The organism is Streptomyces sp. NPDC059567 (genome assembly GCF_042735655.1).
Classification (GTDB): Bacteria; Actinomycetota; Actinomycetes; order Streptomycetales; family Streptomycetaceae; genus Streptomyces.
In genome coordinates, this window is sequence record NZ_JBHWBS010000014.1 from 69,399 (window position 1) to 89,997 (window position 20,599).

At 70.6% G+C, this 20,599-nt stretch carries 17 protein-coding genes; 10 read left to right on the forward strand and 7 right to left on the reverse strand.

Annotated features, from left to right (window positions below):
• Positions 1 to 34: 34 nt before the first annotated feature.
• Complete coding sequence (gene hisC, locus ACFVZW_RS09980) at positions 35 to 1,132, forward strand: histidinol-phosphate transaminase (protein WP_384519305.1); 1,098 nt, start codon at positions 35 to 37, stop codon at positions 1,130 to 1,132.
• Positions 1,133 to 1,165: 33 nt separating this feature from the next.
• Here hisC and ACFVZW_RS09985 read toward each other — a convergent pair whose 3' ends face one another.
• Complete coding sequence (locus ACFVZW_RS09985) at positions 1,166 to 1,546, reverse strand: cyclophilin-like fold protein (RefSeq protein WP_383549066.1); 381 nt, start codon at positions 1,544 to 1,546, stop codon at positions 1,166 to 1,168.
• A gap of 204 nt (positions 1,547 to 1,750) precedes the next feature.
• On the opposite strand from ACFVZW_RS09985, the gene ACFVZW_RS09990 reads away from it, so the two are divergent.
• The 4 genes from ACFVZW_RS09990 to ACFVZW_RS10005 are packed head-to-tail and all read left to right on the forward strand — an operon-like array spanning position 1,751 to position 9,616.
• Complete coding sequence (locus ACFVZW_RS09990) at positions 1,751 to 3,259, forward strand: cytochrome ubiquinol oxidase subunit I (protein ID WP_384519263.1); 1,509 nt, start codon at positions 1,751 to 1,753, stop codon at positions 3,257 to 3,259.
• Between the two features lie 18 nt (positions 3,260 to 3,277).
• Entirely contained in the window at positions 3,278 to 4,282 is a 1,005-nt protein-coding gene (gene cydB, locus ACFVZW_RS09995; protein WP_384519265.1) for a cytochrome d ubiquinol oxidase subunit II, read from the forward strand.
• Positions 4,283 to 4,307: 25 nt separating this feature from the next.
• Positions 4,308 to 7,883 (forward strand): thiol reductant ABC exporter subunit CydD, encoded by a 3,576-nt coding sequence (cydD, locus tag ACFVZW_RS10000; RefSeq protein WP_384519267.1) that lies wholly within the window; start codon positions 4,308 to 4,310, stop codon positions 7,881 to 7,883.
• Positions 7,884 to 7,903: 20 nt separating this feature from the next.
• Complete coding sequence (locus tag ACFVZW_RS10005; RefSeq protein ID WP_384519269.1) at positions 7,904 to 9,616, forward strand: GAF domain-containing sensor histidine kinase; 1,713 nt, start codon at positions 7,904 to 7,906, stop codon at positions 9,614 to 9,616.
• 192 nt (positions 9,617 to 9,808) lie between these two features.
• Here the strand turns inward: ACFVZW_RS10005 and ACFVZW_RS10010 are convergent, their stop codons facing one another.
• On the reverse strand, positions 9,809 to 10,675 hold the full coding sequence (locus ACFVZW_RS10010) for a Cof-type HAD-IIB family hydrolase (RefSeq protein ID WP_384519271.1): 867 nt from the start codon (positions 10,673 to 10,675) through the stop codon (positions 9,809 to 9,811).
• Between the two features lie 252 nt (positions 10,676 to 10,927).
• Here ACFVZW_RS10010 and ACFVZW_RS10015 point away from each other — a divergent pair, with 252 nt between their 5' ends.
• The gene (locus ACFVZW_RS10015; protein ID WP_384519272.1) at positions 10,928 to 11,830 is read left to right on the forward strand and encodes an LLM class flavin-dependent oxidoreductase; all 903 of its coding nucleotides are present in this window, start codon (positions 10,928 to 10,930) and stop codon (positions 11,828 to 11,830) included.
• Positions 11,831 to 11,860: 30 nt separating this feature from the next.
• Here ACFVZW_RS10015 and ACFVZW_RS10020 read toward each other — a convergent pair whose 3' ends face one another.
• The 5 genes from ACFVZW_RS10020 to ACFVZW_RS10040 form a co-directional block, all read right to left on the reverse strand.
• The gene (locus tag ACFVZW_RS10020; protein WP_384519274.1) at positions 11,861 to 12,313 is read right to left on the reverse strand and encodes a hypothetical protein; all 453 of its coding nucleotides are present in this window, start codon (positions 12,311 to 12,313) and stop codon (positions 11,861 to 11,863) included.
• A 55-nt stretch (positions 12,314 to 12,368) separates the two neighbouring features.
• On the reverse strand, positions 12,369 to 12,947 hold the full coding sequence (locus ACFVZW_RS10025; RefSeq protein ID WP_384519275.1) for an RNA 2'-phosphotransferase: 579 nt from the start codon (positions 12,945 to 12,947) through the stop codon (positions 12,369 to 12,371).
• 141 nt (positions 12,948 to 13,088) lie between these two features.
• The gene (locus ACFVZW_RS10030) at positions 13,089 to 14,024 is read right to left on the reverse strand and encodes a MerR family transcriptional regulator (protein ID WP_384519306.1); all 936 of its coding nucleotides are present in this window, start codon (positions 14,022 to 14,024) and stop codon (positions 13,089 to 13,091) included.
• A 132-nt stretch (positions 14,025 to 14,156) separates the two neighbouring features.
• On the reverse strand, positions 14,157 to 15,935 hold the full coding sequence (locus tag ACFVZW_RS10035) for an SDR family oxidoreductase (protein ID WP_384519277.1): 1,779 nt from the start codon (positions 15,933 to 15,935) through the stop codon (positions 14,157 to 14,159).
• The gene (locus ACFVZW_RS10040; RefSeq protein WP_383549093.1) at positions 15,935 to 16,780 is read right to left on the reverse strand and encodes a M24 family metallopeptidase; all 846 of its coding nucleotides are present in this window, start codon (positions 16,778 to 16,780) and stop codon (positions 15,935 to 15,937) included. The genes ACFVZW_RS10035 and ACFVZW_RS10040 overlap by 1 nt, the downstream gene beginning before the upstream one ends.
• A gap of 247 nt (positions 16,781 to 17,027) precedes the next feature.
• On the opposite strand from ACFVZW_RS10040, the gene ACFVZW_RS10045 reads away from it, so the two are divergent.
• The 4 genes from ACFVZW_RS10045 to ACFVZW_RS10060 are packed head-to-tail and all read left to right on the forward strand — an operon-like array spanning position 17,028 to position 20,525.
• On the forward strand, positions 17,028 to 17,990 hold the full coding sequence (locus ACFVZW_RS10045) for an ABC transporter ATP-binding protein (RefSeq protein WP_384519308.1): 963 nt from the start codon (positions 17,028 to 17,030) through the stop codon (positions 17,988 to 17,990).
• Complete coding sequence (locus tag ACFVZW_RS10050; protein WP_384519279.1) at positions 17,987 to 18,883, forward strand: ABC transporter permease subunit; 897 nt, start codon at positions 17,987 to 17,989, stop codon at positions 18,881 to 18,883. The genes ACFVZW_RS10045 and ACFVZW_RS10050 overlap by 4 nt, the downstream gene beginning before the upstream one ends.
• On the forward strand, positions 18,880 to 19,791 hold the full coding sequence (locus tag ACFVZW_RS10055; RefSeq protein WP_384519280.1) for an ABC transporter ATP-binding protein: 912 nt from the start codon (positions 18,880 to 18,882) through the stop codon (positions 19,789 to 19,791). Before ACFVZW_RS10050 ends, ACFVZW_RS10055 begins: the two co-directional genes overlap by 4 nt.
• A gap of 14 nt (positions 19,792 to 19,805) precedes the next feature.
• Positions 19,806 to 20,525 carry an ABC transporter permease gene (locus ACFVZW_RS10060; RefSeq protein ID WP_384519281.1) on the forward strand — a complete coding sequence of 240 codons (720 nt, stop codon included), beginning with the start codon at positions 19,806 to 19,808 and terminating at the stop codon, positions 20,523 to 20,525.
• The last annotated feature ends 74 nt before the right edge of the window (positions 20,526 to 20,599 follow it).

Consider the following 20,599-nt stretch of genomic DNA (forward strand, 5'->3'; position numbering starts at 1 on the left):
GTACGGACGGTCGAGGAGGACCAGAGTGAGCTCAGTGAGCGAGACCGGCGGGACGAGCGCGGGCGGCCCGAAGCTGCGCGCCGTGCTGGACGGCGTCCCCACGTACAAGCCGGGCAAGCCGGCCGCCGCGGGCGGTCCGGTCGCCTTCAAGCTGTCCTCCAACGAGAACCCGTATCCGCCGCTGCCGGGCGTGATGGAGAGCGCGCTGGCCGCGGCCTCGAACTTCAACCGGTACCCGGACATGGCCTGCACCGGCCTGATGGCGGAGCTCGCCGACCGGTTCGGCGTCCCCGTCTCGCACCTGGCCACCGGCACCGGCTCGGTCGGTGTCGCGCAGTCGCTGCTCCAGGCCACCTCGGGCCCGGGCGACGAGGTCATCTACGCCTGGCGGTCCTTCGAGGCGTACCCGATCATCACGCAGATCAGCGGGGCGACCTCGGTGCAGGTGCCGCTGACCGACGGCGAGGTGCACGACCTCGACGCGATGGCCGCGGCGATCACCGACCGGACCCGGCTGATCTTCGTCTGCAATCCGAACAACCCCACGGGCACGGCGGTGCGCCGGGCCGAGCTGGAGCGGTTCCTGGACCGGGTGCCCTCCGACGTCCTGGTGGTGATCGACGAGGCGTACCGCGAGTTCGTCCGCGACGCCGACATCCCGGACGGCATCGAGCTCTACCGCGACCGGCCGAACGTCGCGGTGCTGCGGACGTTCTCCAAGGCGTACGGCCTGGCCGGGCTGCGGGTCGGTTTCGCGATCGCCCACGAGCCGGTCGCGGCGGCGCTGCGCAAGACGGCGGTGCCGTTCGGTGTGAGCCAGCTGGCGCAGGACGCGGCGGTCGCCTCGCTGCAGGCCGAGGACGAACTGCTGGGGCGGGTCGGCTCGTTGGTGGCCGAGCGCGAGCGGGTCCGCGCGGGGCTCGTGGCTCAGGGCTGGACCGTGCCGGACACCCAGGCGAACTTCGTCTGGCTGCGGCTCGGTGAGCGGACGATGGACTTCGCGGCGGAGTGCGAGCGGCACGGCGTGGTGGTGCGGCCGTTCGCGGGTGAGGGCGTGCGCGTCACGATCGGTGAGTGCGAGGCGAACGACCTGTTCCTGAAGACGACGGAGGGCTTCCGCAAGGAGGGCTGATCAGCCCGGTGGGAGTGGGTCGGGGGCGGCCGGTCAGCCCTCGACGCGCTCGACGCGGATCGGGTCGCCGTCCCTGACGGTGGCCAGGACCCGAGGGTCGCCGTCGAGCGAGCCCAGGAGGTTGCAGGGGCTCGCGAGCCGGCATTCGGAGCCCCGGGAGATCGGGGTGGGGCCGTAGGGGAGTGCGAGTGCGTCGCCCTCGGTCCAGAAGGCGACCGTGCCCGGCTCCACCACCTGCCGCGCGTCGGACTCGACCGCGGCGGAGACCGGAGTGTCGAAGTAGACCTCCTCGCCCCAGGTCCGGGCGGTGGACGAGATCGGGAGAGCCCCCACGAGCGCCTTGCTCGTGGGGGTTTCTTCGAGGGTGGCCGTGGTGTGCCCGGCAGGCCAGGAGATGCGGATCTGAAGGGTCATGCCCTGGATTCAACAATATGTTGAAGGTCCTGGGAAGGGGTGACCTTCGGTAGGGGTACCCCCGGTCTTACGTACGGATTTCGTATGAGCCATAATGCTTGTGAATGTGAACGCGTTCACAAGCGTGTCCCGTTCATCCCGGGATTGGTGGGATTAAAGGGGCAAACTGCCGATGCGACTACGGCGATGCAAGGAGAAGATGACGTGGACCTAGCTCTGGCGCCGGAGACTCTGGCGCGATGGCAGTTCGGCATCACCACCGTCTACCACTTTCTCTTCGTTCCTCTGACGATCTCCCTCGCCGCTCTCACCGCAGGTCTTCAGACCGCCTGGGTGCGTACGGAGAACGAGAAGTACCTCAAGGCGACGAAGTTCTGGGGCAAGCTCTTCCTGATCAACATCGCGATGGGTGTCGTCACCGGCATCGTCCAGGAGTTCCAGTTCGGCATGAACTGGTCCGACTACTCGCGCTTCGTCGGGGATGTCTTCGGTGCCCCGCTGGCCTTCGAGGCGCTGATCGCGTTCTTCTTCGAGTCGACGTTCATCGGGCTGTGGATCTTCGGCTGGGACAAGCTCCCCAAGAGGATCCACCTGGCCTGTATGTGGATGGTGTCGATCGGCACCATCCTCTCCGCGTACTTCATCCTGGCGGCCAACTCCTGGATGCAGCACCCCGTCGGCTACCGCATCAACGAGGAGCGGGGCCGGGCCGAGCTCACCGACTTCTGGCTGGTGCTCACCCAGAACACCGCCCTCACCCAGTTCTTCCACACCATGACGGCCGCGTTCCTGGTCGGCGGCGCGTTCATGGTCGGCATCTCCGCCTTCCACCTGGCGCGCAAGAAGCACATCCCGGTGATGCGGACCTCCCTGCGGCTCGGCCTGATCACGCTGATCATCGCCGGACTCGGCACGGCCATGAGCGGCGACCTGCTCGGCAAGGTCATGTTCAAGCAGCAGCCGATGAAGATGGCCGCCGCAGAGGCGCTCTGGGACGGCGAGGCGCCGGCGCCGTTCTCGATCTTCGCCTACGGCGATGTCGACCAGGGTCACAACAAGGTGGCCATAGAGATCCCCGGGCTGCTGTCCTTCCTCGCGAACGACGACTTCAGCTCGTACGTCCCGGGCATCAACGACATCAACAAGGCCGAGCAGGAGAAGTTCGGTCCCGGCGACTACCGGCCCAACATCCCCGTCGCCTACTGGGGCTTCCGCTGGATGATCGGCTTCGGCATGGCCTCGCTGACCATCGGCATGGTCGGCCTCTGGCTGACCCGCAAGAAGTTCATGCTGGCGCCGGGGATGCGGACCGGCGAGGACGAGGTGCCGAATCTGGTCCTGTTCAAGCGGAAGGCGCTCAGCCCCCGCCTGGCCAAGTGGTACTGGATCGTCGCCCTGTGGACCATGGCCTTCCCGCTGATCGCCAACTCCTGGGGCTGGATCTTCACCGAGATGGGCCGTCAGCCCTGGGTCGTCTACGGCGTGCTGCGCACCAGGGACGCGGTCTCCCCCGGCACCTCCCAGGCCGAGGTGCTGACGTCGATGATCGTCTTCACCCTGCTCTACGCCGTGCTCGCGGTGATCGAGGTCAAGCTGCTGGTCAAGTACGTCAAGGCCGGACCGCCCGAGCTCACCGAGGACGACCTCAACCCGCCCACCAAGATCGGCGGGGACCACCGTGACCCCGACCGGCCCATGGCCTTCTCGTACTGAGGCTGAGGAGATCGAGGCATGGAACTCCACAACGTCTGGTTCGTACTCATCGCGGTCCTCTGGATCGGCTACTTCTTCCTCGAGGGCTTCGACTTCGGGATCGGCGTCCTGACCAAGGTGCTCGCCCGTGGCCGCCCCGAGAAGCGCGTCCTGATCAACACCATCGGTCCCGTCTGGGACGGCAACGAGGTGTGGCTGCTCACCGCCGGCGGAGCGACCTTCGCCGCCTTCCCCGAGTGGTACGCGACGCTCTTCTCCGGCTTCTACCTGCCGCTGCTGATCATCCTGGTCTGTCTGATCGTCCGCGGTGTCGCCTTCGAGTACCGGGTGAAGCGACCCGAGGAGAGCTGGCAGCGCAACTGGGAGGAGGCCATCTTCTGGACCTCCCTGATCCCGGCCGTGCTCTGGGGCGTCGCCTTCGGCAACATCGTGCGCGGAGTGAAGATCGACGCGCAGAAGGAGTACGTCGGCAGCTTCGGTGACCTGCTCAACCCGTACGCGATCCTCGGCGGTCTGGTCACGCTCGCCCTCTTCACCTTCCACGGGGCGGTCTTCGCGGCCCTCAAGACCGTCGGCGACATTCGGGTCCGGGCGAGGTCGCTCGCGTTGAAGCTGGGTCTCGTCTCGGCCGTCCTCGGGCTCGGCTTCCTGAGCTGGACCCAGGTCGACAAGGGGGACGGCGGCAGCCTCGTCGCCATGATCGTCGCCGTGGTGGCACTGGTCGGTGCGATCGGGGCGATCAAGGTGGGGCGCGAGGGCTGGTCGTTCGCGCTCTCGGGCATCACGATCGCCGCGGTGATGGCGATGCTCTTCCTGACGCTCTTCCCCAACGTCATGCCGTCTTCACTCAACCCCGAGTGGAGTCTTACGGTGACGAACGCATCGTCGAGCCCGTACACGCTGAAGATCATGACGTGGTGTGCGGCGATCGCGACGCCCCTGGTGCTGCTCTACCAGAGCTGGACCTACTGGGTGTTCCGCAAGCGCATCGGCACGCAGCACCTCGCCGACGCTGCTCACTAAGAGGGCCGCCGCTCACCAAGAGGGAATGTTTCACGTGAAACCGATCGATCCGCGTCTGCTCCGGTACGCCCGGGCCACCCGTCTCTTTCTCACGGCAGTGGTGGTCCTCGGCCTGGCCGGGGCGGCGCTGGTCGTCGCCCAGGCGATGCTCATCGCCGAGGTGGTGGTGGGGGCCTTCCAGAAGGGCCTGTCGGTTTCCGACCTGACCACGCCGCTGCTGCTGCTCGCCGGAGTCGCGGCGGGGCGGGGGCTGGTCTCCTGGCTGACCGAGCTGGCCGCCCATCGGGCGAGCGCGGCGGTCAAGTCCGAACTCCGCGGCCGACTGCTGGCGCAGGCGGCCGAGCTGGGGCCGGGATGGCTCAGTGGGCAGAAGGCCGGCTCGCTGGCCGCCCTCGCGACGCGAGGGGTGGACGCGCTCGACGACTACTTCTCGCGCTATCTGCCGCAGTTGGGGCTCGCGGTGGTGGTGCCCGTGGCGGTACTGGCGAGGATCGTCACCGAGGACTGGGTGTCGGCGGCGATCATCGTCGTGACCCTGCCGCTCATCCCCCTTTTCATGATCCTGATCGGCTGGTACACCCAGGCCCGGATGGACCGTCAGTGGAAGCTGCTGTCCCGGCTCTCGGGCCACTTCCTGGACGTGGTGGCCGGGCTGCCGACGCTCAAGGTGTTCGGACGGGCGAAGGCGCAGGCCGAGTCGATCCGCGCCATCACGTCGGAGTACCGGCAGGCGACGATGAAGACGCTGCGCATCGCGTTCCTTTCGTCCTTCGCCCTGGAGCTGCTGTCGACGCTGTCGGTGGCGCTGGTCGCGGTCGGTATCGGTATGCGGCTGGTCCACGGGGACCTCGACCTGTACACCGGACTGGTCATTCTGGTGCTGGCGCCCGAGGCATACCTCCCGATCCGGCAGGTGGGGGCGCAGTACCACGCGGCCGCGGAAGGGCTGGCAGCCGCGGAGGAGATCTTCGAGGTCCTTGAGGCCCCGGCGAGGGAGCGTGGGGCGGCAGCGGTGCCGTCGTCGCCGCGTATCGAGCTGGAGAACGTGACCGTGCGTCATGCGGGGCGCGCGGAGCCTTCGTTGGACGCGGCCTCGCTCGTCGTGGAGCCGGGCGAGGCGGTGGCGCTGGTGGGCCCGAGCGGGGTGGGCAAGTCGACGCTGCTCGATGTGGTGCTGGGGTTCGCGGCGCCTGAGGAGGGCGGCTCGATTCGGGTCGGGGGCGTGGAACTCGGCGCCCTGGACGTGGAGGAATGGCGGTCGCGGATCGCCTGGGTGCCGCAGCGGCCGCACTTCTTCGCGGGCACCATCGCCGAGAACGTCCGCCTGGCCCGGCCGGACGCCTCCGACGAGGCGGTGCGGGAGGCGCTGCGCGACGCCGGGGCCGATGTGTTCGTGGCGGGCCTCCCCGAGGGGGTCGAGACGCTGCTGGGTGAGGACGGCGTGGGCCTCTCCGCGGGGCAGCGGCAACGCCTCGCCCTGGCCCGCGCGTTCCTCGCCGACCGGCCGTTGCTGCTTCTGGACGAGCCCACGGCGGCGCTGGACGGCGAGACGGAGGCGGCCGTCGTCGACGCCGTCCGTCGTCTCGCGTCCGGCCGCACGGTGCTTCTGGTGGTCCACCGGCCGGCGCTGCTCGCGGTCGCGGACCGCGTGGTCGAGCTCCGGCGGACCACCGCCGTGGACGTGGTGGAGCCGGCCGGTGCCGACGAGACGCCGGAGGCGCCGGCGGCTCCCTCGGAGGCCAAGGCGACGGCCGTCGTGCCCGGTGAGGACGCGACGGAACCGGAGCCTTCGCAGACGGGCGCCGAGGCCGGCACCGGGCGTTCGGTCTTCGGGCGCGTCCGGGACATGGCGGGGGAACTCAAGGGCCGGATGGGGCTCGCCCTGCTGCTCGGGAGTCTGGCGCTGGGATCCGCCGTCGGGCTCATGGCGGTGTCCGGGTGGCTCATCTCGCGGGCGTCCGAACAGCCGCCCGTGCTGTATCTGATGGTGGCCGTCACGGCCACTCGGGCGTTCGGCATCGGGCGGGCGGTGTTCCGGTACGCCGAGCGGATCGTGTCCCACGACGCCGTGCTGCGGATGCTCGCCGAACTGCGGGTGTCGGTCTACCGCCGCCTGGAGCGCATCGCCCCCGCCGGGCTGGGCCGCACTCGCCGAGGCGACCTGCTCTCCCGGCTCGTCCAGGACGTCGACGCACTCCAGGACTACTGGCTGCGCTGGCTGCTGCCCGCCGGCGCCGCGCTCGTCGTGGGGGCCGGCTCCGTCGGCTTCACCGCCTGGCTGCTGCCCGAGGCCGGAGCCGTGCTCGCCGCGGGCCTGCTGGCGGCGGGAGTGGCCGTCCCGCTGCTGAGCGGCGCGCTCGCGCGCCGGGCCGAACGACGGCTCGCACCCGCCCGTGGAGCCCTGGCCGTCACGGTCCTCGACCTGCTGCGCGGCTGCGCCGAACTGACCGTCGCCGGAGCGCTGAAGGACCGTCTCTCGCGGGCCAGGGCCGCCGACCGTACGCTCACCTCCATCGCTTCCCGGCAGGCCGCCGCCACCGCGATCGGGGCCGGTCTGTCCGCGCTCGCCTGCGGAGTGACGGTCGCCGTCGCCGCGTTCGTCGGCGTCCAGGCCGTCCGCGACGGACGCCTCGACGGCGTGACGCTCGCCGTCGTCGTCCTCACCCCGCTCGCCGCCTTCGAGGCCGTCACCGGCCTCCCGCTGGCCGTCCAGTACCGCCAGCGCGTGAAGCGCAGCGCCGAGCGGGTGTACGAGGTGCTCGACGCCCCCGTTCCCGTACACGAGCCCGCGCGGCCCGCCGTACCCCCGCAGACTCCGTTCCCGCTGGAGCTCGCCGGCCTCTCCGCCCGCCACGCGGGGCAGGAGCGGGAGGCGCTCGGCGACTTCACGCTCACGCTGGAGGCCGGGCGCAGGGTCGCCGTCGTCGGGGCCTCCGGATCGGGCAAGACCACCCTCGCCCAGGTGCTGCTGCGCTTCCTGGACGCCGACACCGGCTCGTACCGGCTCGGCGGGGTGGCGGCGGCAGAACTCGACGGAGACGACGTCCGGCGCTTCGTCGGCCTCTGCGCCCAGGACGCCCATACCTTCGACAGCACCATCCGGGAGAACCTGCGTCTGGCGCGTACCGGCGCCGACGACGAGGAACTGCGGGCCGCCCTCGGCCGGGCCAGGATCCTCGACTGGGTGGACGGGCTGCCGGACGGCCTCGACACGCAGGTCGGCGAGCACGGCTCACGGCTCTCCGGCGGTCAGCGGCAGCGCCTCGCGCTCGCCCGGGCGCTCCTCGCCGACTTCCCCGTCCTCGTCCTCGACGAGCCGGCCGAGCACCTCGACCTGGCCACGGCGGACGCGCTCACCGACGACCTGCTGCGGGCCACCGAGGGCCGTACCACCGTCCTGATCACCCACCGGCTGCGCGGCCTCGAAGCTGTCGACGAGGTGGTGGTCCTGGACGAGGGCCGGACCGTGCAGCGAGGGCCGTACGCGGAGCTGGCGCGGGCCGAAGGCCCCTTGCGCCGGATGCTGGAGCAGGAGCGGGAGGCCGATCTCCTGGTCGCCGCGGGGAGAAGCACGGGGCGCCCGACTTTTCTCGCCAAATAGGACTTACTAGGCTCAAGGTCATGACCGCCGCCGTGCCCGATGACCCGGACCCCCTGGAAGCCGCCACCCAGGCCACCCGTAGCCTCCAAGGTCTGTCGACCGAGCTCACGGCACGGGTGCCGCAGCTCCTCGAGGCGATGCGCTCGGTCGGCACCGGGCTCGAACTGCACTCGACGCTCGACCGGATCTGCGAGACCGCGGCCGAACTCGCCGACGCCCGCTACGCCGCGATCGGCGTCGTCGACGAGGAGGGCGAGGGGCTCTCGGACTTCGTCACCTTCGGCGTCGACGACGAGGTCGCCCGCCGGATCGGGCGGCGCCCGGACGGGCACGCGGGGCTGCTCGGTGCGCTGATCCGCGAGCCCGCGACGATCCGGCTGGCGGATCTGTCCAAGGACCCGCGCGCCGCGGGATTCCCGCCGGGGCACCCTCCGATGCGGACCTTCCTCGGGGTCCCGATCCGGGTCCAGGGGGAGATCTTCGGCAACCTCTACCTCGCCGAGAAGAACGGTGGCGGCGAGTTCAACGACTACGACCTCCACATGGTCCGGGTCCTCGCCACCGAGGCCGGGATCGCCATCGGCAACGCCCGCCTCTACGAGGCCGCCCGGCAGCGCGAGCGCTGGATCGACGGCTCGGTCGCGGTCACCACCGCCCTGCTCTCCGGCGGTGACGCGGACGACGCCCTCGCGGTGGTCGCCGAACAGGCCCGCAGGCTCGCCGACGCGGCCGCCGGGATCGTGCTGCTGCCCGCCCAGGACGGCGGCCTGGAGATCGTCGCCGTCTCCGCCGACCGGCCGAGCAGCTCGCTGGGTGTGGTGATCCCGCCGGAGAGCCCTGTGGTGGAGCAGCTGCTGGCCGGCGAGGCGGTCTTCGTGGACGACGCCTCCGGGGATCCGCGCATGATCAGCCGTCTGGCGTCCCAGTACGGACCGAGCATGCTGCTGCCCCTGCACAGCGGAGGCAAGGTGCTCGGCGCGCTCGCCATGCCCCGGATGCGGGGCGGCCGGCCCTTCACCGAGGCGGAGCGGACCCTGGCCACGCAGTTCGCCTCCCAGGCGGCGCTCGCGCTGATGATGGCCGACGCGCAGCGCGACCGGGAGCGGCTGGCCGTCTACGAGGACCGCGACCGGATCGCCCGTGACCTGCACGACCTCGTCATCCAGCGGCTGTTCGCCACCGGGATGATGCTGGAGAGCGCGCAGCGCAAGTCGATCGTGCCCGCGGTGCGCGAGGGTGTCGGCAAGGCCGTGGACGAGCTGGACGTGACGATCCAGGAGATCCGGACCGCGATCTTCGCGCTGCAGCAGGGACCCGCCGAGGCGCCGTCCGGGCTGCGCACCCGCGTGCTGCGGGAGATCAACATGGCGGCCGTGCCGCTGGGCTTCAAGCCCGCGCACCGGTTCCTGGGCGCGATCGACTCGACGGTCGGCGACCTCGCCGGCAAGAACCTCATCGCCGCCCTGCGCGAGGCCCTCTCCAACGCCTTCCGGCATGCGGAGGCCACCCGGATCGAGGTCGTCGTCGACGCGGGCGCCGAACTCCCCGACGGCACCGCCGGGGTCCGGCTCTCGGTCGCTGACGACGGCGTCGGCATCCCGGAGGGCGGCCGGCGCAGCGGACTGCGCAACCTGGCGCGGCGCGCGGAGTCGCTGGGCGGGTCGAGCTGGTGCGGTCCGGGGATCGGGGAGGACGGCGGGGGTACGACGGTGGTGTGGCAGGCCCCGCTCTAGGGGGTGTCTTGTCGATCAGGCCGGGCTCGCGGCGCCTGGCACCGCGCCTCGCCGCGTTGTCGTCGGTCGGCATGGTCCCCCGTAGCCCTTCGGGCACGGGAGGTGCCCCCACCGCCATGCCTCCCTCCTCCGCCTTGCGATCCACGGCACCAGACCCCGCTCCCTGCTCCAGCCTTGTCGACAAGACACCCCCTAGTCCCGGGGGTCGTCGAGGGTGCCGGCGAGGATCCGTTCGATGACGACGGCCACGCCGTCCTCGTTGTTGGCGACGGTACGGCCGGAGGCGGCGGCGATCACGTCCGGGTGGGCGTTGCCCATGGCGTAGGAGCGGCCGGCCCAGCTGAGCATCTCGATGTCGTTGGGCATGTCGCCGAAGGCGACGACCTCGTCGGCGGAGATGCCGCGCTCGGCGCAGCAGAGGGCCAGGGTGGACGCCTTGGAGACGCCGAGGCCGCTGACCTCCAGGAGCGCGGTGGGGCTGGAGCGGGTGAACGAGGCCAGCTCGCCGGCGGCCGCGCGGGCGGTCGCCAGGAAGGCGTCGGGGTCGAGTTCCGGGTGCTGGGCGAGCAGCTTGAGCACCGGGGCCGCGGCGCCGGGCGCCTCCTCGAAGAGGAGCTTCTCGGCGACCGCGACGGTCGCGCCCGGGTCGAGGAAGAAGGGCGGGTACAGGGGCTCGTAGTGAATGCCGGTGGTGAGCTCGACGGCGAACGAGGTGCCCGGGGCGGCGGCGCGCAGCGTGGTCACGACGTCGAGTGCGACGCTCCGCTCCAGCGGCCGTACGTTCAGGAAGGCGCCGCCCGCGTGCAGATCGACGACGGCCGCGCCGTTGGCGCAGATGGCGAGTCCGTGCCCGTGGACATGGTCGCTGACGACGTCCATCCAGCGGGCGGGCCGCCCGGTGACGAAGAAGACCTCGATTCCGGCCCGCTCGGCGGCGGCGAGCGCCGCGACCGTCCGCTCCGAGAGGGACTTGTCGTCACGCAACAGGGTGCCGTCGAGGTCGGTGGCGATCAGCCGGGGGGCCGGGGCGGCGGGGCGCGGGGAGTGGGGTGAGGTCACCGATCCATTCTTCCGCACCACGTGCACGGGCGTGCGAGGGGGCGCACATCTGAGAGGGCTGTTTCCGTCGGCTCTCGTCGCGCTCGAAGACCTCGGCCACGGCCCTGCGCTTGGTTCGGCGTGTCCTGGGGCTGCGGTGGCCGGTCCCCGGCTGCCGGGTGGAGCCGAGGCGTTCCGGCGGCGCTGGGGATCTTCCGATGTCCGTCCCGGTGTGGTGGGAGGGGGCGGCGGGGCGGTCGTACGCTCGTGGGTATGACCTTGCGCCTGAGCACTGTGATCCTTCCCGTCCATCGCTGGCACGAGGGTGGCCGTGACCGTTGGCAGCGAGCCGAGGAGCTGGGCTTTCATGCTGCGTACACCTATGACCACCTGTCCTGGCGGACCTTCCGCGACGGGCCCTGGTTCGGTGCCCTGCCGACGCTCACGGCGGCCGCTACGGCCACCGAGCGGCTGCGTCTGGGAACCCTGGTGACGTCGCCGAACTTCCGGCACCCGGTGACGCTCGCCAAGGAGCTGATCTCCCTGGACGACATCTCGGGCGGCCGGATCACGCTCGGCATCGGCGCGGGCGGCAACGGTTTCGACGCCACCGCGCTCGGCCAGGAGGCCTGGTCGCCCAAGGAGCGGGCGGACCGGTTCGGCGAGTTCCTGCCACTGCTCGACCGGCTGCTCACCGAGGGGGCCGTCTCGCAGCGGGGCACGTTCTACTCGGCCGAGGAGGCCCGGAACATCCCCGGTTGTGTGCAGCGCCCGCGGCTGCCGTTCGCCGTCGCCGCGACCGGGCCGCGCGGGCTGAAGCTCGCCGCGCGCCACGGGCAGGCGTGGGTGACGACCGGGGATCCGAAGCTGTACGAGGAGGGCACGCCGGAGCAGTCGGTCGAGGCCATTCGCGGCCAGGTCGAGAAGCTCGGCAAGGCGTGCGCGGAGATCGGCCGGGACGTGGCCGAGTTGGACAAGGTGCTGCTCACCGGGTTCACCCCGGACCGGAGCCGCCCGCTGGAGTCCGTGGACGCCTTCGTGGACTTCGCGGGCACCCACCGGGACCTCGGCTTCACCGAGATCGTGATCCACTGGCCGATCCCCGACTCCGACTTCGCCGCCGACCAGGCCGTCTTCGAGAAGATCGCCACCGAGGCCGTCGCCCAGTTGGGCTGAGCGCGACCGAACCGGCCGCCCGCGCGGGGTTCAGCGGGCCTGACGGCTCATCCACGGGCTGAGCATGCCCTGCAGGACGAGCTCCTTGTACGTCTCGTCGCCGGGCAGGGGGACGACCAGCCACCAGCCCGGCGGGAAGAACTTGCCCTTCACATGGGCGAGCCCGCCGTGGACGGAGCGCAGGAAGGCGGGGACGGAGTCGCGGGGGACGTCCTCGAACTCCACGCCGTCGACGGTGATCTTCGCGTCGTCCTCGGCGAAGAGCTGGACGCTGACCGCGGGCGAGCCGCCGAGCTCGACGAAGGCCTCGTGCGGGAGGGAACCGTCCGGATCGAGGACGGTGAAGGCACCGGCGGAGGTGCGGCGGGAGATCTCGTCCGCACCGATGTCGTCGGTGACGGTCATCTCCAGGCCGTACTCGCGGGCGATCTCACGGATCGCCGCCACGGCCGACTCGGTGGTGGGCAGATGCGGGTGTCCCATGGGAACGATCATGCCCCAGCGCCCTTGCGAACGCCTCGGCCGTGAGGCCGAGATCTCAGCCGGGGAAGCGGAGGAACTTCGGCGGGACGGCGTCGGTCAGCCAGACCCCGTTGGCGCTGACGTGGAAGACGTACCCGGCCCGGTGCATCGCGCCGGAGTCCACGCTGAGGATCACCGGGCGGCCACGCCGAGCGCCGACCCGGGTCGCGGTCTCGCGGTCGAAGGAGAGATGGACATGGTGACGGGCCATCGGCCGCAGGCCCTCGGCCCGGATGGCGTCCAGGTGGGAGGCGACCGTACCGTGGTAGAGGTACGCGGGCGGTTCGGCGGGCGGAAGGTCCAGGTCCACGGTGACGGTGTGGCCCTGGCTGGCCCGGATCCGCGTGCCTTCGATCGCGAAGCGCTTCTTGTCGTTGGCGGCGACGACATGGTCCAGCTCGGCGCGGCTGATCGGGAAGCCGTGCTCGGCCGCTGCCCGCAGGAGGGCGTCGATCTCGGTCCAGCCGTTCGCGTCGAGGACCAGTCCGATCCGCTCGGGCTGATGGCGCAGGTGTTTCGAGAGGTACTTCGACACTTTCACGGTGCGTCGCTCGTCACCGGATCGGTCGTGGGGTCCTCCGCTGGATCTGTTCATGGCGTCAGGATGCCGGAGGGCCGCTCGGCGGACCATTGAATTGCAGCACGGATGTTTGATCCACAGCCAAGTAGAGTTATCCACAGGGGAGTTGGCGATTCTGTGGACAACAGACCTTCCTTTCCAGCGTGATTGGGCTATTCACCCCTCACTCAAGGGATTTGCGGCAAGTGCATCCAATGTCCTTGTCTGCACCTCGCGTTCCGCTGCCGCCGCTATGAAGGCCGAAACGTTCTCCGCGCCAACGAGCCGCTGAACGGACCGGATCGTCCCCGCCGGCAGCGCCACCGGACGCGGTTCCTCGTCCCGCACCGGCGGCGGATCGGCCGACAGGTGGTGCTGCAGATGCCGCGTGGCGAACAGCCGCATCGCGCGCGCGAGTTCGGCGTCGACCGTCTGCTGGGCGAGCGGCCGGAGCCGGCGCACCATCGTCGCCGCCTCGGCCGCGTCTGCGTCCGTCGGGGGCCGGTGCTCCAGATAACGCGCGAAGACGTGCTCGGTGGTGAACTCCAGGAAGCGCGAGGCGATGTGCTCGACCTGGACGCGAAGCTCCCGCAGATGGCCGGAGATTGCCGTGAGCGGGACGCCCGCCTCGTACAACTCGGCTGCCACCGCCAGCTCTTGGGGGCTCGGAACCAGGAACTCGTCGTCCCGGTCCGGGACCCGCTCCAGGACCCCGAGCTCGATCGCCTCCCGGATCGCGTCCTCGTCGGGCTTGCCGCCGAACGTGGCGTCGAGGTCCCCGCGGGAGATCCGGTCGGCCTTCTCGTCCGTCCACGGACCGTCGACCTCGGCGACCAGACCCAGCACGCCGCCCAGCCCGCGCCCCGCGTCCCACGCCTCCAGCAGCTCCTTGATGGAGGCCAGGGTGTAGCCGCGGTCCAGGAGATCGGCGATCTGCCGCAGCCGGGCCAGATGCGTGTCCCCGTACACATTGGACCTGCCCCGGCGCTCCGGCCGGGGCAGCAGACCGCGGTCCTGGTAGGCGCGTATCGTCCGGACCGTGGCACCGCTGTGGTGGGCCAGATCCTCGATCCGGTACTCCGCCGGGGCCGGCCGGCCGCCCCCGGACGGCAGCCCGGCCTGGCCCGAGGGCCCCGACGGCCCGGCCTGGCCCGACGGCCCGGGCTGCCCCGCCTGTGCTGACTGCTCCGACAAACCCGCTCCCACCCGCTTGCTCCGGCTACGAGGGATGGTACGACCGCCGGCTCAGGCCGGCGGCTCCAGCCGGGCTATCGCTCGCAGCGCCCTGGGGGCGAACCGGGACATGAAATGGGCGCCGCGTGCCTCCGGGGTGACGGGGACGACGGCCTGGTTGCGCACGACCGCCCGCAGGATCGCGTCCGCGACCTTCTCCGGCGGGTAGTTGCGCAGGCCGTAGAGGCGGGAGGCCTCCTTCTGGCGGCGCTTCTGCTCCTCCTCGCCGGCTCCTGCGAACCGGGCCGTCGCGGTGATGTTGGTGTTCACGATGCCGGGGCAGATCGCCGAGACCCCGATGCCCTGGCCGGCCAGTTCGGCGCGCAGGCACTCGCTCAGCATCAGCACCGCCGCCTTGGAGGTGCTGTACGCGGGCAGGGCGCGGGAGGGCTGGAAGGCCGCGGCGGAGGCGGTGTTGACGATGTGCCCGCCCTGGCCGCGCTCGGCCATCTGCCCGCCGAAGATCCGGCAGCCGTGGATGACGCCCCAGAGATTGACGTCGAGGACCTTCTTCCACTCCTCCGTGGTCGTCTCGAAGAACGATCCGGAGAGGCCGATGCCGGCGTTGTTGACCAGGACGTCGACGATTCCGTACTCGCTCGCCACCTTCGCGGCGAGCTTCTCCATGGCCTGCTCGTCGCTGACGTCGACGATCTCGCCCCAGGCCTCGGGCGCTCCGATCAGCCGTGACATCTCCGCCGTGCGCGCCGCGCCCTCGCCGTCCCGGTCGACGGCGACGACCCGCGCGCCCGCCTCGGCGAAGGCGAAGGCGGTGGCTCGGCCGATTCCGCTGGCGGCGCCGGTCACCAGGACCAGCCGGCCGCCGAACCGCTCGGCGTACACCGGGTCCGCCGGGCTCTCCGCGGCGGTCTTCGGGGCCTTGGTGGACGGATCCTCGTTCGCCCGGACGAATTCGCCGATCCACGACGCCAGCTGGTCGGGCCGGGTGCGGGGGATCCAGTGCTTGCCCGGCAGGGAGCGCCGGGTCAGATCCGGCACCCAGGTGGCGAGGTCGTCGTAGAGCCGCTCCGACAGGAAGGCGTCGCCGGTCGGAGTGATCAGCTGGACCGGCGCATGCGCGTAGGCGTCGGCGCGTGGACGGCTCAGCCGCGCCCGGACGTTGTCCCGGTAGAGCCAGGCTCCGTGCGCCGCGTCATTGGGCAGAGAGGGCGTCGGATAGTCGCCCGCCGGAACCTTCTCGACCCGCTCCAGCAGCTTCGGCCACCGCTTGCCGAGCGGTCCGCGCCAGGCGAGCTCGGGCAGGACGGGGGTGTGGAGCATGTACACGTACCAGGACTTGGCGCCCTGGCCGAGGAGCTGGCCGACCCTGCGCGGGGTGGGCCGGGACATCCGCTGCTTGATCCAGTGTCCGAAGTGGTCCAGCGACGGGCCCGACATCGAGGTGAAGGAGGCGATCCGGCCCTCGGTGCGCCGGACGGTCACGAACTCCCAGGACTGCACCGAGCCCCAGTCGTGCCCCACCAGGTGGACGGGCCGGTCCGGGCTGACCGCGTCGGCGACGGCCAGGAAGTCGTCCGTCAGCTTCTCCAGGGTGAACCCGCCGCGCAGCGGGGCGGGCGCAGTGGACCGGCCGTGGCCGCGGATGTCGTACAGCACCACGTGGAACCGCTCGGAGAGCCGGTGCGCGACCTCCGACCAGACCTCCTTGGAGTCCGGATAGCCGTGCACGAGCAGCACGGTCGGCCGGCTCTCGTCGCCCAGTTCGGCGACGCACAGCTCGATCCCGCCCGTACGGACCCAGCGCTCACGCGCCCCCTTCAGCCCGGCCATCACACGTCCCTCTCGTTCCAGCGCCGCACGTGCGGCAGATCGTCGTCCAGCCAGAACGCGCTCTGCTCGGGGTCCTTGGAGTCGGTGACGACCAGGATCTCCTCGAACTTCGCGCCCGTACCCCGGAAGCCGAGGTGCGGCTCGACCGCCCACAGCCCCGGCCGGGGCGGATGGTCGGAGAACTTGTACGGCGACCAGAGCGGCGACCAGCCGTCGCGGTGGCCGTGGATCGCGTCGCTCGCGAGCCCCTTGAGCGACTGGGTGCCGAAGCCGAAGAGCGTGGGCGACCAGCGGCGCTCCCGCACCCGGTCGATCTTGTGCGCGATCACGCCGAAGGGATACGCGCGGTGCCGGTTGGCATACCCCTGGCGGACCATGAGCCGGTCCACGTTCTCGTAGATCTCGCGCAGGGAGCGGCGCTCGCGCACCTCGCTCAGGATCAGCTCGCGGTGCGCCTTCAGATCGGCGAGCAGCTTGTCGTGCAGCGGGTTGAGTCCGAGGCAGCCGGAGTACCCGATGTCCGAGGTGTAGCCCTTGTACACCGGGGCCATGTCGAGGATGAACGGCATCCCGGCCTCGAGACGGCGGTTCGTGGGGAAGAACTGGAGCGGGATCTTGAAGTCGACGAACGCCGTACGGTCGCCGAACCAGGCGAAGGGCCGGTGGAACCAGTCCCGCACACCCCGCTCGTACAGCCAGTCCCGCTGCATCTTCGCGGCCTCGCGCTCGGTCACCCCCGGCTTGAGCTGGGCCGCGACGGCTTCCGCGCACTCGTAGGAGAGGCGCTGCACTTCCCTGAACCCCCGCAGCTCCGCGGTCAGTTCGCTTGTCACTGCTGAGGTCATGCCACCCGCCCGTCCGTGAGCGTATGCGTGCGCTACGCGGTCGTAACTTGACACTGATGAATGTGACAATGCTCAGAGGCTGCGTCAAGAGGTGTGCAGGACGCCTGTGGAAAACTCGGCGCGGGCGGGCGGCGAGCGACTTTGGTCTCGACTCCCCTACGGGTCCGTACACCTGGAGTCGGACAAGGAACGAGCCGTTGGGCTGACGACTGCTGTGGTGTACGCCACTACCGTCTATGGCGTGACTGTGATCGCCACCGAAAGCCTCAGCAAGCGGTTCCCCCGGGTGACCGCTCTCGACCGGCTCTCCCTGGACATCGGGCCCGGTGTGACCGGACTGGTGGGTGCCAACGGAGCCGGTAAGTCCACGATGATCAAAATCCTGCTCGGACTGTCCCCAGCAACGGAAGGCCGCGCCGAAGTGCTCGGCCTGGACGTCGCCACCTCCGGCGCCCAGATCCGTGAGCGCGTGGGATACATGCCCGAGCACGACTGCCTCCCGCCGGACGTCTCGGCGACCGAGCTCGTCGTCCACATGGCGCGGATGTCGGGCCTGCCCGCCACCGCCGCCCGTGAGCGGACGGCCGACACCCTGCGCCATGTCGGCCTGTACGAGGAGCGGTACCGCCCCATCGGCGGCTACTCGACCGGTATGAAGCAGCGGGTGAAGCTGGCCCAGGCGCTGGTCCACGACCCGCAGCTGGTCCTCCTCGACGAGCCCACCAACGGCCTCGACCCGGTGGGCCGCGACGAGATGCTCGGCCTGATCCGGAGGATCTGGACGGACTTCGGCATCTCGGTGCTCGTCACCTCCCACCTCCTCGGCGAGCTCGAGCGCACCTGCGACCACGTCGTCGTCATCGACGGCGGAAAGTTGCTGCGCTCCAGCTCCACCAGCGACTTCACGCAGATCACCACGACCCTCGCGGTCGAGGTCACCGACTCCGACACCCACCCCGACGGTGCCCAGGCCGTGCGCGCCGCGCTCGCCGCCGCGGGCGTCACCCTCCACGAGGGTGTCGAGGACGGGCTGCCCGGCGCCGGCCACATCCTCCTCGTGGAGGCCGAGGGCGAGGACACGTACGACCTCGTCCGCGACACCGTCGCCGACCTCGGCCTCGGACTCGTACGGATGGAGCAGCGGCGGCACCACATCGCCGAGGTCTTCCGCCCCGACGCCCAGCAGCAGGAGGAGGTGCCGGCGCGATGAGCTCCCAGGCCCCCGAGACCACACAGATCCACAACATCGGCTACCGCAACTACGACGGGCCGCGCCTCGGTCGCGCGTACGCACGCCGGTCGCTGTTCTCGCAGTCGCTGCGCGGAGCGTACGGACTGGGCCGCAGCGCCAAGTCCAAGGTGCTGCCGATGATCCTCTTCGCCGTGATGTGCGTTCCCGCGCTGATCATGGTGGCGGTGACGGTCGTCACCAAGGCGAACAAGCTGCCGCTCGACTACACGGGCTACGCGATCTACCTCCAGCTCGTGATCTGCATCTACCTGGCCGCCCAGGCACCCCAGTCCGTCTCACGCGACCTGCGGTTCAGGACGGTCCCGCTGTACTTCTCGCGCCCGATCGAGCGGATGGACTACGTCCTCGCCAAGTTCGGCGCGATGGCGTCCGCGCTCTTCGTCCTCACCGCCGCGCCGCTGGTGATCCTCTTCGTCGGGGCGCTGCTGGCGAAGCTGGACTTCGCCGACCAGGCCAAGGGCTTCGGCCAGGGGCTGGTCTCCGTGATGCTGCTGTCGCTGCTGTTCGGCGGAATCGGCCTGGTCATGGCCGCGCTCACCCCGCGACGCGGCTTCGGTGTCGCCGCCGTCATCGCGACGCTGGTGATCTCCTTCGGCGCGGTCTCCACGCTCCAGGGCATCGCCTACGGCACGGACAACGGCGACGCCATCAAGTGGATGGGCCTGTTCTCGCCGATCACGCTCATCGACGGCGTGCAGACCGCCTTCCTCGGAGCCACCACCAACTTCCCCGGAGGGGAAGGAGTGGGACCGGGCGCCGGAGTCGGCGTGGTGTACCTGCTGGTCGTCCTCGCGCTCATCGCCGGCTCGTACGGAGTCCTGATGCGCCGCTACCGAAAGGTCGGGCTGTGACAACGCTCAACATCGACCACGCCTCGCGGTGGTTCGGCAATGTCGTGGCCGTCAACGACGTCACCATGACCATCGGCCCGGGCGTCACCGGTCTCCTCGGCCCCAACGGCGCCGGGAAGTCCACTCTCATCAACATGATGGGCGGCTTCCTGGAGCCCTCCACGGGCGCCGTCACCCTCGACGGCGAGGCGATCTGGCGCAACGAGTCGGTCTACCGGCAGATCGGCGTCGTGCCCGAGCGGGAAGCGATGTACGACTTCCTCACCGGACGCGAGTTCGTCGTCGCCAACGCGGAGTTGCACGGCCTCGGGGACAAGGAGGCCCAGCGCGCGCTCGCCACCGTCGAGATGGAGTACGCGCAGGACCGCAAGATCGCCACGTACAGCAAGGGCATGCGGCAGCGCGTGAAGATGGCGTCCGCCCTCGTCCACGACCCGTCCGTGCTCCTGCTCGACGAGCCGTTCAACGGCATGGACCCGCGCCAGCGGATGCAGTTGATGGACCTGCTGCGCCGCATGGGCTCCGCGGGCCGCACGGTGCTCTTCTCCTCGCACATCCTGGAGGAGGTCGAGCAGCTCGCCTCGCACATCGAGGTGATCGTCGCCGGACGTCATGCCGCCTCCGGCGACTTCCGCAAGATCCGCCGGCTGATGACGGACCGGCCGCACCGCTATCTCGTACGGTCCAGCGACGACCGGGCGCTCGCGGCCGCGCTCATCGCCGACCCGTCCACGGCCGGCATCGAGGTCGATCTCGCCGAAGGCGCCCTGCGCATCCAGGCGGTGGACTTCGGTCGTTTCACGGAGCTGCTGCCCCGGGTCGCCCGGGAGCAGGGGATCCGGCTGCTGACGGTCTCGCCCTCGGACGAGTCCCTCGAATCGGTCTTCTCGTACCTCGTAGCGGCCTGAAAGGAGCCTGACCGATGTACAACCCCACAGTCGCCCGGCTCACCTACCGGGCCCTGCTCGGCCGCCGGCGGGCGCTGATCCTCTTCGCGCTGCCCGCCCTCCTGCTCGTGATCGCCGCCGCGGTACGGGCGTTCAACGGCGCCGACGACCAGGTCGCGGCCGACGTCCTCGGCGGTTTCGCGCTCGCCACGATGGTGCCGCTGATCGGCGTCATCGCGGGAACGGGCGCGATCGGCCCGGAGATCGACGACGGTTCGATCGTCTATCTGCTGTCCAAGCCGGTGAAGCGGCCCTCGATCATCTTCACCAAGCTGATCGTCGCGATCGCGGTGACGATGGTCTTCTCCGCGGTGCCGACCTTCATCGCCGGCATGATCCTCAACGGCAACGGCCAGCAGGTGGCGGTGGCGTACACCGTCGCGGCGCTGGTCGCCTCCATCGCGTACAGCGCGCTCTTCCTGCTGCTCGGCACGGTCAGCCGCCACGCGGTGGTCATCGGGCTGGTCTACGCGCTGGTCTGGGAGGCCCTGTTCGGCTCGCTGATCTCCGGGGCGAAGACCCTCAGCGTGCAGCAGTGGGCGCTCGCGGTCGCCCAGAAGGTGAGCGGCGAGGGCCTGGTCACCTCGGACGTCAGCCTGACGACGGCGGTGGTGCTGCTGATCGGCGTGACGGTCCTCGCGACCTGGTACGCGGGCCAGAAGCTGCGGACGCTGAAGCTGGCGGGCGAGGAGTAGAGGCGTGAAGCCGTAGCACGCGGGGCCGGGGGCCCCACGGGGGGCCGCCGGGCCGCCCCGCCGCGCCGGCGGCG